12 protein-coding genes are annotated in these 13,435 nt (G+C 64.7%); 1 reads left to right on the forward strand and 11 read right to left on the reverse strand.

Annotated features, from left to right (window positions below):
- Positions 1 to 242: 242 nt before the first annotated feature.
- From RDCOP1_RS17020 to RDCOP1_RS17060, 9 genes are all read right to left on the reverse strand, one after another.
- The gene (locus tag RDCOP1_RS17020; protein ID WP_072702972.1) at positions 243 to 1,127 is read right to left on the reverse strand and encodes an SDR family NAD(P)-dependent oxidoreductase; all 885 of its coding nucleotides are present in this window, start codon (positions 1,125 to 1,127) and stop codon (positions 243 to 245) included.
- 2 nt (positions 1,128 to 1,129) lie between these two features.
- Entirely contained in the window at positions 1,130 to 2,023 is an 894-nt protein-coding gene (locus tag RDCOP1_RS17025) for an SDR family NAD(P)-dependent oxidoreductase (protein WP_072703761.1), read from the reverse strand.
- Positions 2,024 to 2,064: 41 nt separating this feature from the next.
- Positions 2,065 to 3,018, reverse strand: coding sequence for an alpha/beta hydrolase (locus tag RDCOP1_RS17030; RefSeq protein ID WP_072703764.1), 954 nt, complete (start codon positions 3,016 to 3,018; stop codon positions 2,065 to 2,067).
- 136 nt (positions 3,019 to 3,154) lie between these two features.
- Positions 3,155 to 4,003, reverse strand: a complete 849-nt coding sequence (locus RDCOP1_RS17035) for an SDR family oxidoreductase (protein WP_072702975.1) — start codon at positions 4,001 to 4,003, stop codon at positions 3,155 to 3,157.
- Positions 4,004 to 4,013: 10 nt separating this feature from the next.
- Positions 4,014 to 6,002 carry a flavin-containing monooxygenase gene (locus tag RDCOP1_RS17040; protein WP_072702978.1) on the reverse strand — a complete coding sequence of 663 codons (1,989 nt, stop codon included), beginning with the start codon at positions 6,000 to 6,002 and terminating at the stop codon, positions 4,014 to 4,016.
- Positions 6,003 to 6,038: 36 nt separating this feature from the next.
- Complete coding sequence (locus RDCOP1_RS17045; RefSeq protein ID WP_111731703.1) at positions 6,039 to 7,655, reverse strand: flavin-containing monooxygenase; 1,617 nt, start codon at positions 7,653 to 7,655, stop codon at positions 6,039 to 6,041.
- A 23-nt stretch (positions 7,656 to 7,678) separates the two neighbouring features.
- Complete coding sequence (locus RDCOP1_RS17050; RefSeq protein WP_072702985.1) at positions 7,679 to 8,593, reverse strand: VOC family protein; 915 nt, start codon at positions 8,591 to 8,593, stop codon at positions 7,679 to 7,681.
- 30 nt (positions 8,594 to 8,623) lie between these two features.
- A complete protein-coding gene (locus tag RDCOP1_RS17055) occupies positions 8,624 to 9,808 on the reverse strand; it encodes an acyl-CoA dehydrogenase family protein (RefSeq protein WP_072702988.1) in 1,185 nt (394 codons plus the stop codon).
- Positions 9,809 to 9,853: 45 nt separating this feature from the next.
- Positions 9,854 to 11,053 carry a 3-ketosteroid-9-alpha-monooxygenase, oxygenase component gene (locus RDCOP1_RS17060; RefSeq protein WP_072702991.1) on the reverse strand — a complete coding sequence of 400 codons (1,200 nt, stop codon included), beginning with the start codon at positions 11,051 to 11,053 and terminating at the stop codon, positions 9,854 to 9,856.
- 213 nt (positions 11,054 to 11,266) lie between these two features.
- Here RDCOP1_RS17060 and RDCOP1_RS17065 point away from each other — a divergent pair, with 213 nt between their 5' ends.
- On the forward strand, positions 11,267 to 12,046 hold the full coding sequence (locus RDCOP1_RS17065; RefSeq protein WP_072702994.1) for an IclR family transcriptional regulator: 780 nt from the start codon (positions 11,267 to 11,269) through the stop codon (positions 12,044 to 12,046).
- Positions 12,047 to 12,232: 186 nt separating this feature from the next.
- Here the strand turns inward: RDCOP1_RS17065 and RDCOP1_RS17070 are convergent, their stop codons facing one another.
- The gene (locus RDCOP1_RS17070; RefSeq protein WP_072702997.1) at positions 12,233 to 12,637 is read right to left on the reverse strand and encodes a VOC family protein; all 405 of its coding nucleotides are present in this window, start codon (positions 12,635 to 12,637) and stop codon (positions 12,233 to 12,235) included.
- A complete protein-coding gene (locus RDCOP1_RS17075; protein ID WP_072703000.1) occupies positions 12,634 to 13,392 on the reverse strand; it encodes an SDR family NAD(P)-dependent oxidoreductase in 759 nt (252 codons plus the stop codon). The genes RDCOP1_RS17070 and RDCOP1_RS17075 overlap by 4 nt, the downstream gene beginning before the upstream one ends.
- Positions 13,393 to 13,435: the final 43 nt, after the last annotated feature.

A 13,435-nucleotide genomic window follows, 5' to 3' on the forward strand; every position in this document is an offset into this window, starting at 1 on the left:
TGGGGTCGATTGCCCCGGTTGCAGCAGTGCCCGGCCGGGTCGGACTCCCGCGTCTGATCACCCACACGTCGATCCGGAACGCTGTCCTGCCGCGGTGGGCCGCAGTTCGCATCCGGAACCAGTTCGGTGGTCGCCGCGACGTCGATCGCGGCGCGGGCCGGACCCATGATCAGCGTGACACCGCACACGACCCGGCTGTGGCCGTCACCCTCTGCGCAGCGACGGGAGAGACTGCCCGCGATTCACGAGACACGTTCTACGTCGATTCCCATCCGCGTCAGCATGCCTCGTGGATCGGCCGGCGGCGCCAGATCGAGAAGTTGATTGCCCCGGCGGTGAGCGGCCGCGGCACACATCTCGTCGTCGGAATGGATCCAGAATTCGCCTCGGGCAATCTGTTCGACCATGTGCTCCGCGGCGACGAGCGGGTCGAGCCCCTTCTCCACATTGTCGCGCTGCATTGCGGCGAACACCGCGTTCGCGGTGGGGTTGCCGGTCGGCGCCTCGCGCTGCGCCGACAGGAAGATCTCGCTGCGAATCGAATGCGGAATGACCGCGCTGACCTGGATGGGTGCGCCCACGATCGCCAGATCTTGATACAGGCACTCGGTCATCGCCAGCACCGCGTGCTTGCTGACGATGTACGGAGCCTGGACGGCGACAGCATTGAGTCCACCGACCGACGACATGTTCGCGATGCACGACGGAGTGCCCGCTGCGATCATCCTCGGGACGAAGGACTGCAGACAATAGAAGACGCCGTCGACGTTGATCTGCATCAACCGATGCCACCGCTCGCGGTCGATCTCCCACAGCAGACCCGCCGACTCCACGCCGGCATTGTTCACAAGCAGTTCGACGCTGCCGTGACTGTTGAAAACCGCTGCGGCCATCGCCTCGACGGACTCCGGATCGGCGACGTCCACAGCGTAGGGTTCCGCGCAGCCACCTCCCGCCACGATGTCGTCGGCCACTGTCGCTGCCCGCTCGGCATCGATGTCTGCGACGATCACCGTCATCCCCAGGGAGGCGAGATGCCTCGCCAGACCTTCCCCGATACCCGCAGCGGCACCCGTCACAACGGAAACACCTCGGGAGAACCGCTTGCGCGCAGCACTTTCCTGCATCCTCACACCTTCAATCCGTCGGCAGCAATGTTCGGGTTCGCCCACGACGGCGGCTCTCGCCGAGGCAGTTCGATCCGCCCGTCCAGACTCATCACCGGAATCTGCTGCGACCAGGGGAAGTGCAAGCTGAATGCGATGCGCCCGGTGCATTCCTTTGCAGGCGATGTGCACATCTCCAGAACCGTCTGAGCGAGGTACTCGGGCGGTTCGGTGTCGTAATCGTCCGGCAACAGCGCCGCGGCCCCCGGTGTCATGATCGCCGTCGACGGGCCGACCACATTGACGGCGATGTTGTCGTCGAGGACTTCCGCCGCCAATCCCTCGGTGAACCGATGCAGCGCAGCCTTTGCCGACGCGTAGATCACGTCACCGGAGGTCTTGTTGTACTCGCGGAACGGGCGGATCGGCGGGAGCCCGGTGGAGGAACCGATATTGACGATCCAACCGCGCCCGGACGCGCGCATACGAGGGATCACGGCCTGCGACAGAAGGAACGGGACCTTCAGATAGTGCTCGAGGGTCCGGTCGAAGGTGTCCTCCCCCATGTCCTCGATCGACGAGTAATCGGCAAAACCGGCGTTGTTGACCAGGATGTCGACTCCCCCCACGGCGTCGACGGCAGCGTCGACGAGACCTGCACGCTGAACCGGATCCTCGAGGTCCGCCGCGATCGCAACCGCCCTGCCGCCCGCTCGCTCGATCAGCTGCACCGTCTCCTCGAGAGTGCCCGAGAGCACGTGCTCCCGTCCGCCGCGAAGCGACCGCGACGGTGTCATCGAGCGGGCGGTGACCACGACGGTGGCGCCCTCGGCCGCGAGGCGCTGCGCGACAGCGCGGCCGATTCCGCGGCTACTCCCCGTGACGAGAGCGGTGCGACCGGTCAATCGTTGTGTCATGTCGGTTCCTGTTGTGTTGTCCGGGTTCGTGTCCCGATCGGTCATGGTCGTGTGGCGGCGCGGGTGCGCGGGTCCTCGATATGGCCGTCACAGAAAGCGGGGTCGAGAATCCGGCGGACCAACTGCCAGAGCTCCTCCCGCGCGGGCCCGGTCAGGGAGAGCTGTGGAAAGGTGAGGAAGCCGTGAAACAGCCCGTCGAAACGGTGTGCGAGCACCGGAACCCCCTCCGCGGCAAGCCGCTCGGCGAATGCTTCGCCCTCGGAACACGGCGGGTCGAGCTCTGCGGTCGCGACCAACGCCGGAGGCAACCCCGCCAGTGTCGATGCACGAGTCGGCACGACGAGTTCGCTGTCTCGGCCCTGTGGCGCGTACTGGTCCCAGTACCAGCGCATCGCCTTCGTGGTGTTGTAGTAGCCGACGCCGTACTGCCGGTACGACTCCGTATCGAAGTCGTCCCCGAGCACCGGATACAGCAGGATCTGCGCCGCGACGGCCGGGCCTCCACGTTCGCGGGCGGCGAGCGATACCGTCGCCGAAAGGTTTCCGCCTGCACTGTCACCCGCAACCGCAACCCTGGCCGGATCGCCGCCATAGGACTTGACGTTCTCCACCGTCCAGCACAGTGCGGCGTACATGTCCTCCATCGCCGCCGGCGCCGGGTTCTCCGGAGCAAGCCGGTAGTCGACCGCCACCACGACGGCATTCACGGCCTCGGCCATCGACCGGCAGAACTCGTCGTGGCTGTCGAGATCGCAGAAGACGAAGCCACCGCCATGGGCGAACACGATGACAGGGCGCGGCGAATCCAATTCTCCGTGCGGAACATACACCCGCAGTGTCAGGTCACCGCCCGGTCCGTCGATCACCACATCCTGCGCCACGTCCATATCCGGGGTGCGCGTCAGAGGTGCGCGACGCGAGACGATGATCTGTCTCAGCTCGGCCGCCGGATACTGCGTCACGTCCGGGAAGCCCGCTTCCAGGCCGGCGAGCATGGTCTCGACATCGGGATGCAGATCGGGGCGGCGCACAATTACCTCCTGGTTGAAATGTTGCAGAAGCTGTGACAAACACGGTCTTTCACGATGCGCTGAGGCTTTCCGGGACGAACCACCCGCGAGGCAGAGTCGGTCACCGACCGAAACCGCGGAACTTACGCAGGTAGGACACGATTCGTCGAACAGGAACCGGGCGCGGCCAGTCGTCGGCACGGAAGTATGCATCGGAACCGCCGTCGACGAAAACCACGCTGCCACAGAGGAAGTCTGCGGCGTCAGACAGCATGAACACCACCCAGTCACCGAGCTGCCCGGCGTCACCGAATCCACCGACAGGCACCGGGAACGAGCGGATCGCCTTCGCCTCGGATGGAGTGGCGAGCTGCGTTTCCAGCAACGGCGTCATGATCGCACCCGGTGCGAGCGCGTTCAGTCGGATTCCTGCGCCCGCCCACTCGGGCTGCACGGCACTGCGTCGCACCCACCTGCTGACCGCGATCTTCGAGCCCGCATAGATGATGGCGGGAGACGTCTTACCGAACATCCGGACCGAACTCACGGCTCGCTCCACATCACCCCGGAGGAACGCGCCGACCGTGCGACGGGGTACGGCCGGTGTCACCGTCGTCGAATTGCTGGAGAATACGACTACTTTCGCGTTCCCCGCGGCGGCAAGGGCGTCTCGCCACCCTTCCAGTAGGTCGACCACGCCGAAGTAGTTGACCTCGGCGATCAGCCGCGGGCGATCTTTGCCCGGCGCCGGTCCGAGGCCGGCCGCGAGCACGGCACCGTCCAGCCGGTCGCCGGAGGCGGCCAGGACCTCACGCACCGCCTGTTCCCTGCCGCGAGCAGTGGACAGGTCCGCGACGACGTCGGCCTCCCGGAGATCGACTCCGATGACGGTGTGCCCGCCGGCACGAAGCTTGTCCGCAACGGCTCGGCCCATTCCCGACGCCGATCCGGTCACTGCATAGACGCCCACATCATCCCTTTCACATTTCACCGACTCGCCCGGACGCAGGGTCGATGAACTCGAAGGCGTCCGGGTTCGGCTCCCGCAGCAGTGACCAGTAGTCGACCAACCGCCACGGGCACGGCACGACCGCGCGTCCTGCGCTGTTTCGGTAGTAGCCGTTGACCTCCGCGCCGGGATGCACCCATACGGTCTTGTCGAGTGCCTCGTCGACCTTGCGGTTGTAGTCGTCGAGCACGTCCTGCCGCACGTCCATCGCGTCGTGCCCGTTCTCCAGGAGGTACTGCAGGCATTCGACGGTGTAGTGGACGTGCTCTTCACTCAAAATATTGTGTCCGGCACCGTGGTTCGGAGCAGAGTTCGGACCTGCGGTGACAAAGAGGTTCGGGAACCCGGACACCTGGATGCCGAGGTAGGCGCGGGGGTCGTCACCGCCTTTCCATCGCTCTGCCAGTGTATGCCCGTCCCGTCCGACGATGTCGATCGACGTGGTGAACTCCAGCGCGAATCCTGTTGCCAGGATGATCACGTCGGCCCGCACGAATTCGCCCTCCGTGGTGATCACTCCCTCGGGCGTCACCCGCTGGAACGAAGCCCGGTGCAGTGTCACATGGTCACGGGTGAGGGCCTTGTAGAAGCCGGGGTCCTTGACGATCCTCTTGGCGTAGGGGCGGAAGTCGGGGGTCAGCTTTTCCACGAGGTCGGGACGGCCCGCGAAACTGGTCTCCATATAGTTCCGCGCAGTATTGAGCACCATCTCGTTGGCGGGAGATGCGGAAAAGTGCGTCTGTGCCCATTCGGGATCGATGCGCGGCATCACGTACAGGTTGTCGGACGCGAACCAGTACGACCGCAGCCGGAACCATTCGTGGTAACGCGGAATATTGGCGAGCGCCCACTTCTCGCCGTCCGGAACATCGTTGACGACAGCCTTCTCCGGCACGATCCAGTGCGGTGACCGGACCACGACGTCCAGGCTCTCCACCTCGTCGACAATGCTCGCGACCACCTGGACCGACGTGCATCCGGTTCCGAGTACGACCACCCGCTTTCCGGTCAGATCGAGGCTCTCGTCCCATTCGGCGGTGTGGACGATGGTGCCGCCGAACGAGTCCATGCCCTCGACATCGGGGATGTTCGGCGAGTTGAGCATGCCGAGCGCGGTCACCACCGCGTTTGCACGATGGACCTCGCGGGTGCCGTCCGCGGATTCGGTGGTCACCTCCCACACATGCTGGTCATCGAGCCAACGTGCGGACAGCACTCGCGTGCGGAACGCAATGTTATCGGCGATCCCGTAGGACTCGACAACGCCCTTCAGGTACTTCTGGTACTCGACGCCCGACGGATAGTACTTCGACCACCCGGGGTTCAGTTCGAAGGAATACGAGTAGTAATGGCTGGGTGTATCGACGGCAGCTCCCGGATACGTGTTGCGCGACCATGTTCCACCGATTTCGTGGCGAGCCTCGAACACGCGGTACGCGAAGCCGGCGTCTGCCAGCTTTATCGCGGCGTTGATTCCGACGATGCCCGCACCGATGACGATGACGGAGAAGTCGTCGGGCGGCGTGACGGTGACCGGGACGCGGCGTTCGGCGAGAACGAACCCGGCCTGCTCGCGCAGGATCGGAACGAACTCGTCGTCGACGCGCTCCGAGGTCGCCACCGTTGCCATGCGACGGAACAACTCGGAATCAGGCACGCTCAGGAGATCGTCCATCTCAGGTGTGAGCAGTTGGTGCGCGCGAGCCCGGATATCGGCGATCACGTCGACCGGGTATTGACCGGGCGGCGTGGTCGGGCGCGTTCCGGTGCGATAGTGGTTGCCCGGTTCGCTGATGGTCAGGCGCAGCCCGAACTCGTCGAGCAAACCGGTATCACCGGTTACGTGGACGAGAGACATGAGCAGTGGCGCCGGGTCGCACACGTCGATCGCGGCGTGCAGTTGTGCTACGCGGTCCTCATCGTCGGCCGCACGGGAGTCGAGGGGCATCGTCTCGGTCATCGTTCATCTCTCGTCGACAGATGTGGAGGGGTCATGTCAGGCCTTCTCTGCCGTGGCGATGTCGAACCCCTTGTATCCGGCTGCGGCGACCTCGGCGCAGATGTTGCCGTAGTTCGCGAAGCCGCCGATGTACGGCATGAAGACCCGAGGCTTGCCGGGAATGTTGGCGCCCATGTACCACGAGTTCGCCGAGGGGAAGAGCGTTCCCGCGGCCTTCTCGTTGCACTCGGCGACCCACTCGTCGACGGCGCGCTCGGTCGCTTCGATCGAGACCGCGTTGTGTTCGTCGAGGTGGGCGATACAGGCAGCGATCCAATCGACCTGCTGTTCGGCGCCGAGCACCATGTTCGCGAGCACACTCGGACTTCCCGGACCGACCATGACGAACAAGTTCGGGAAGCCCGCCACCGTCATGCCGAGGTAGGTACGCGGCCCGGCCGACCATTCTTCCCGGAGAGTTCGTCCGCCGCGACCGCAGATGTCGATGCGCGACAGCGCACCCGTCATCGCGTCGAATCCCGTTGCGAAGATGAGCATGTCGAGCGGGTAGTCGGTGTCGCTGGTTCGGACGCCCTCTTCGGTGATCTCTACGATCGGCGTGGAGCGCAGATTCACCAGCGTCACGTTGTCCCGGTTGTACGTCTCGAAATAGCCGTCGTCCGTGACGATCCGCTTCGTGCCGATGGGGTGATCGTCGGGGATCAGTTGGTCCGCGATCTCCGGATTCTTCACCATTTCACGAATCTTCGCCTCGACGTACTCGCGGGCGCTGTCGTTCGCCTCGAGGTTCACGGTCTGATCCGGGAATGCCTTGGCGAACAGGTAGCCGCCGCGAAGCCACCACTCGTCGTACACCCGGCGCCGCTCGGCGGCGTCGACCTCCATCGCACCCTTCGGATAGGGGGTGAACGGCGTGCCGCCGCCGCTCAGCCGTGCCAATCGTCGCCGCTCCGGGTACGAGGCTTTGACCTCCGCGATCTGTTCGGGACTCAGCGGACGGTTCCCGGCGGGGATCGAATAGTTGGGGCTGCGCTGGAACACGACGACCTGATCGGCTTCTCGGGCGATTACCGGAATCGACTGGATGCCGGAAGATCCCGTCCCGATCACACCGACGCGCTTACCGACGAATTCGACAGGGTCGTGGGGCCATTCGGCGGTGTGGTAGGACTCGCCGGCGAACGAGTCGCGGCCCGGGATGTCGGGCCGATTCGTCGCCGACAACACCCCCGTGGCCATGATGCAGAATCGTGCGGTCAGCGATCGCCCCGTGTCGGTGGTGATGGTCCACCGTGCCGCCGCCTCGTCGTACACGGCGGACACCACACGGGTGAGGAACTCGAAGGCGCTACGCAGTTCGTGCCGATCCGCGACGTGCTCGAGGTACGCGAGGATTTCCCCTTGGGTGGCGAACCGCTCGGACCATGTCCACTCCTGCTGGAGGTCCTCGTCGAACGAATACGAGTAGTCGATACTCTCGACGTCGCATCGAGCACCCGGATAGCGGTTGTGGAACCAGGTTCCGCCGACTCCCGCCGCGGACTCGAAACCGTGCACCGTCATTCCGTGCTCACGGAGCTTGTACACCGCGTACAGACCGGAGATACCGGCACCGATCACGACGGCATCGACATCACTTGCCTGCGCGTCCATTGTGTTCACATCCTTGTCGGAGGTCATGCGGTCGCTGCGGCCTTCGTCTCCTTGGCCCACGACCATTCGTGACCCCAGTAGCTGTCCGCAGTGATCTCTTCTGCCGTGTAGTAGGTCTCGTCGACGAGCTTGCCCTCGGTGCCGTACTCGATATCGAAGCCACCCGGGGCCCGGACGTAGAACGAGATCATCTTGTCGTTGGTGTGACGGCCCAGTGTCGACGACACCGGGAAGCCGTGCGCCTCCACCTGGTCGAGTGCCCGGCCCACCGCGTCGAGCGAGTCGACCTCGACCATGACGTGAATCAGTCCCGGGTCGCGATCTTCGAAGCTCGGCATGATCGCAAGACTGTGATGTCGCTGGTTGACACCGAGGAACCGGATTCGCATCGGCTCCGTGCCGGGGGGCGTCGGCATCCGGAACGCACCGCGCGGAAGGAATTCCAGCACCTCGGTGTAGAAACGGTACGACTCGTCGAAGGCGGTGGTCGGCATGACCACGTGTCCGAGTCCCTGTGACCCGGTGACGAACTTCTGGCCGTAGCGGGTGATGACCGGGCTGTGGTCGAGCGCCGGGCCGAAGAAGAACTCCAGCGGCGTGCCGCCCGGATCGATCATGGTCAGCCCGGCCTCGACGCGGCGCATTTCGCACGTGTCGAACGGCATCGGCGCGAATTCGCACCCGGCAGTGTCGAGTCGGTCGGCGAGTGTCCTCAACGCGGTACCGTCGCGAACCTCCCAGCCCACCGCCGTGACCCGGTCGGCGTCGCCGGGCTCGACGGTGATCCGTGCCGGCCTTTCATCCATACGGAAGTGCAGTGCGTCGTCCTCGGGGCCTGTGCCGGGCGCGAAGCCGAGCACGTCGAACCCGAGTTCGCGCCAGCGCCCCATGTCGGTGGCCTGGACGCGAACATATCCGAGCCCCTTGATCTCAGTCACAGTGTTCCTTTCGATAAGTCGGATGAAGCGTCAGATCATCACGCGGAGAGGACCGTTCGGGACGTCGACGCCCAGCGACGCCATCGCCGAGGCGTGATATGTCGTGCTGGTGACGTGAATGGCGTGGTGCAGGCCGGCGTGGGCGTCGCGCCAGAACCTCTGCAACGGGTTGTCCACGCGCAACGCGTTGCCACCGGACCGGTCGAAAACCTCGTCTGCGGCGCGGACGGCGCGCCACGCCGAGCGCACCTGGTTGCGCCGCGAGGTAGCACGGGTTTCGAAGTCGACCTCTTTGCCTGCGTCGACGAGGTCCCAGATGCGGTCGACATTGGCGAGCAGTTGCTGGCGGGCGGCGTCGATCTCCGAGGCCGCCTCACCCAGTGCGTGCAACACGTACGGGTCGTCCTTGATGGCAGTCCCGGCCGCGCCGACCCGGCCGCGCTGATAGTCGATACCGGCAGCGAGCACGCCCTCGCAGATACCGATGGTCGCGGAGGTGATCCCGAGGGGGAACATCGTCGACCACGGCATCCGGTACAGAGTCTCCGTGACGCCGTACTCCTTCGCCGCGGTCCCGTCGATCACATCCTGCCCCTTCATCACCCGGTAGTCCGGAATGAAGGCATCCTTGACGACGACGTCCTTGCTCCCCGTGCCGCGCAGGCCCACCACGTCCCACGAGTCGTCGATGATCTCGTAGTCGGAGCGCGGAAGGATCACGTGAAGTCCTACGGGAGGCATCAGCGGCTTGCCGTCCGCGCCCCCGACCATCGCGCCGAGAAAGATCCAGTCGCAGTGATCGGTTCCGGACGAGAACTGCCACCTGCCCGACATGCGGTACCCACCATCGACGGGAACGGCGACACCACCCGGCATGTACGGGGACGCCTGCCAGGTGTCGGAGTCGGCACCGAGCACCTCGTCCTGCACCTTGGGGTCCGCGAACGCGAGCTGCCACGGATGGACGCCGACGATGCCGCCGACCCAGCCCGCGGATCCGTAGATGCTCGCGGTCTTCATCACGGTCTCGGCGAACTCACGCGGGTGCGCCTCGAAACCGTCGTACTTCTTACGTTGCAGCAACCGGATGATGCCGGCGTCTTTCAGGCTGTCGGCCATATCGTCGGTCAGCCGGCCCAGCGAGTCGGAGTCCTCGGCTCCCGCGCGGAGGTCGTCGGCGATCGCGACAATCTTGTCGAGCACTTCGTAGCTCATGCGGTTCTCCTGTGCGGATTCGAATGGGTGGTTGTGGGCCGCGGGTCAGGATTCCGACTCCGCCGAGATCGCCTCGCGGGGCGGAGTCAGGTTCGACGCGAAAGCACTGCGCCCGGCGGCTAGATTCTCGTCGACCTCTGCCTGCCAATTCGCAAGCGCGCGCGCGGTGTCGATTTCGTACTCGAACCGGTTGACCATCTCCGGACGGACGTCGTCGACGTCGACATAGAACTGCTCGTACCAGCGCCGCAGCTGGTAGACGGGGCCGTCCTCCTCGCACAGTAGAGGGTTGTCGATCCGGGACTTGTTCTTCCAGATGTGCACGTCCTGCTCGAACCCGATCGCGACGCCCTCGGCAACCGCTCGGGCGATCTGCTCGGCCTGCTCGTCCGAAACACCAGCCGACTTCTCCACCATGACGCCGTACTGCAGCCGGAACGACGTCGGCGAAATCGGGTAGTGGCAGTTGATCAGGTAGATGTTCGGTTCGGATTCGGGATCGCGGCCACCGCTCCACAACTTGTCGATCATGTACGAAGGCCCGTAGTACGTTGCGTCCGACTGGCTTTCGACGCCGTAGTTGGTGGACTGACTGACACCTGCGGCATCTGCTCGCGGCCTCGACCGCATCACCTGCGTGGCCGTATGGCGCTCGAACACGTTGCGGAAGTAAGTCGGCATTCCATAGTGCACGTAGAAGAAGTGCGCCATGTCGACGATGTTGTCCACGATTTCGCGGCAATGAGATCCGGTGACCTCGATCGAGTTCCACACCCAGTCGGTCCAGTCCGGACTTCCGTAGGTGGGGATCTCGGGAATCGCCAACTCAGCGGGCGGTTTCGCACCCTGAGGGTCGTGCCATACGAAGAGCTGGCCGCTGATCTCGGCCACCTGCCATGTCCGCGTGCGGGCGAGCGGCGGGACGCGGCGTGCGTAGGGAATTTCCGCGCACTTTCCGTCACCGCGCCAACGCCAGTCGTGGAACGGGCACGCGACGGTGTTGCCCTTGACCGTTCCCTGCGCCAGATTCCCGCCCATATGCCTGCAGAACGCGTCCAGGACGTTCAATCGGCCGTTCTCACCCGCGAACACAACAAGAGCGGTTCCGAATGCGTTGACCTGGTGGGGTTTGCCATCAGCGAAGTCGCGTACCAATCCGAGGCAGTGCCATCCACGCGCGTACCGTTCCGGCGGTGTGCCGGTGTCGATGACGCGAACTTCGCCGTCTGTGTCGGTGGAATCCACTGTGCCTCCTGATCGACTGATCGCGACACTCGCCCGTCGCAGTGCGATCAGCTTGGCCAAGCAGCGAGGCCCTGTGACGTCGGTCTCCCGCACAACGGGAAGGTAGTTTCGGCGACAGCGGCGCCACCTGGCACGGTCATGCAATTGATACGTGCCACACCCCACGGGTACCGTGCTGCGCATCACACCGATTGTGGGTGTCAGGAGGATGAGTTGAGTACGTCGAACACCGACGGGGTACCGATTTCCGTCGTGGACCGGGTGTCACTGGTCCTCGAGGCCCTGAGCGCAGGGCCCATGACATTGGCCAAGGTGACGGCGCGAACCGGGATCCCCAGATCCTCGGCGCACCGGCTGCTCGAACAGCTCGCGAACGCCGGATGGCTGGCCCGATCGCCCGAACAGACATACGAACTCGGAGTGAAGGCCTACGAGATGGGTCAGGCCGCACTCAACCAGAACCGGCTCCTGCATCACGCGCGCCCCGTGATGCACGCGTGTGCGCAGCGGACGGGATTCACCATCCAGCTCGGAGTCGTCGACCGTGGTGACACGGTCTATCTCGCCAAGGTGAACGGACGCGCGTCGGGGTCGACCCCGACGGCGGTCGGCCAACGGGTGCCGGCACACCTGACCGCGCTGGGCAAGGTCGTCATGGCGTACTCGGCGGTCTTCGGGTCCCGGTCACCACGTGGACTCCACAGTGCGGACGCGGGCACGCCCGTCGCCCGGGCCTCGTCGAGCCGGTTCGAGGAGGAGATGAATCAGGTGCGCGAACGCGGCGCCGCGTTCGACCGCGGCGAAGCATTCCCCGGTATCGCCTGCGTCGGAGTCTCGATCGGCCCGCCCGACCACATGTACGGCAATCTCGCCGGGCTTTCCTTCATTGCTCAGGTCGGTGCGTTCGACCACCAGAAGGTGGTCGCCCCCCTGCGATTGGTGGCCGGTGAGATCTGGCAGCGCTGTGTAGCCGCAGACCTCGCGAGTCACTGAGCAGACGTCGACATCGAGGATCGATCGCTGCGATGCAGCCTCTCCCGATCCGACCACAACGACGTCGAACTCATTGCCCCACAGGACCATCGACGCACTTCCTGTCGGAGTTCTCGAATTCCTTTCGCAGCCCCCTCCACGCCGGCGGTTCACGGCACCGGCATCTCCCGCTGATTGTCAGACGTCTCAGGACGGGCCGCGTTGCACGAACTCCACGAGGTAGCCGTCGGGGTCGCGGACTGTACCGACAACCATGTCATAGGCGTCGAGCCTTGTCGCCGGAGCGACCTCGGCACCACCGTGTTCGCACGCGCGGGTCATTTGCGCCTGCGCGTCCGGGGTGTTGACGACAATCTTGACCAGCATGTTGCCGTGTTCGGGTTCGTCTGCGCCACCGTCCGTCGGCAGCATGAGTTCCAGCCCGGCAGCCCCGGCACGGACGATTGTCGCCCGGAAGGCAGGGGTCGTGAGGTCCTTGTCGTGCACGAATCCGCATCCCCGGACGTAGAACTCGGTAGCGCGATCGAGGTCGGCCACCCGTAGTGCGCTGAGCGACAGCGTGGTCTGCCGATTCGGAGATTGTGCGGTCATCGCGTCTGGGATCCTCCGTTGAAGTCCATCGTCTGCCCTGTCAGACCACCCGCTTCGTTCGACGCGAGGTAGGCACAAAAAGCGCCGACCTCGATCGGATCACCCAGGCGGCCGATCGGAATCGTCCGCAAGATCTGCTCGATCATCTCGGGGCTCATCTTGTCTTCGAGGTTCTTCTGATGACCGAGGGCCACGATGTTCGCGGTTACTCCGTACTGCCCGGTCTCGGCCGCGAGGTGACGAATGAATCCCTCGATGCCACTCTTACCCGTTGCGTACATCGACTGATTGATGTTCTGGCCGGTCCGTGCGGAGCCCGACGAGATCTGGACGACCCTTCCCCAGCCCGCATCGCACATCCCGTCCAGAGCGACCTTGATGCAGTTCATCGCACCAAAGATGTTGAGGTCGATCGGAGCCCGCCATTCCTCCGGCGACAGTTCCCGGAAGGGTTTGATGACACGCCCTTCCGCGACGCCCGCATTGTTGACGACGATGTCGACGTGACCGCCGAGTTCCTTCTCTGCGGCCCGAACGTGTTCGAGGGTCGAGTCGAAATCGGTGACGTCGAATGCAGAGGCAACGGCGACATTCCCCTCCTCGACGATCGCGGCCGCAACCTTCTCTGCGCGTTCCGCGTACAGATCGTTGACGATCACCGCCGCTCCTTGTCGCGCCAGCACTTTCGAGATCCCCTCGCCGACACTCTGACCGGCTCCGCTGATCAGTGCGATGCGTCCTGCCAAGCTGAACACGGGTACTCCTTCCCGCCGCCACCTGTTGCGGCGACTTGTGATG

Origin of the sequence: Rhodococcus coprophilus NBRC 100603 (assembly GCF_001895045.1) — a bacterium.
Classification (GTDB): Bacteria; Actinomycetota; Actinomycetes; order Mycobacteriales; family Mycobacteriaceae; genus Rhodococcus; species Rhodococcus coprophilus.

Excerpts from the sequence above, each read along its gene's own strand:
- RDCOP1_RS17020 (WP_072702972.1), bottom strand. The coding sequence starts at position 1,127 with ATGCAGGAAAGTGCTGCGCGCAAGCGGTTCTCCCGAGGTGTTTCCGTT.
- RDCOP1_RS17025 (WP_072703761.1), bottom strand. The coding sequence starts at position 2,023 with ATGACACAACGATTGACCGGTCGCACCGCTCTCGTCACGGGGAGTAGC.
- RDCOP1_RS17030 (WP_072703764.1), bottom strand. The coding sequence starts at position 3,018 with ATGCTCGCCGGCCTGGAAGCGGGCTTCCCGGACGTGACGCAGTATCCG.
- RDCOP1_RS17040 (WP_072702978.1), bottom strand. The coding sequence starts at position 6,002 with ATGACCGAGACGATGCCCCTCGACTCCCGTGCGGCCGACGATGAGGAC.
- RDCOP1_RS17045 (WP_111731703.1), bottom strand. The coding sequence starts at position 7,655 with ATGGACGCGCAGGCAAGTGATGTCGATGCCGTCGTGATCGGTGCCGGT.
- RDCOP1_RS17055 (WP_072702988.1), bottom strand. The coding sequence starts at position 9,808 with ATGAGCTACGAAGTGCTCGACAAGATTGTCGCGATCGCCGACGACCTC.
- RDCOP1_RS17070 (WP_072702997.1), bottom strand. The coding sequence starts at position 12,637 with ATGACCGCACAATCTCCGAATCGGCAGACCACGCTGTCGCTCAGCGCA.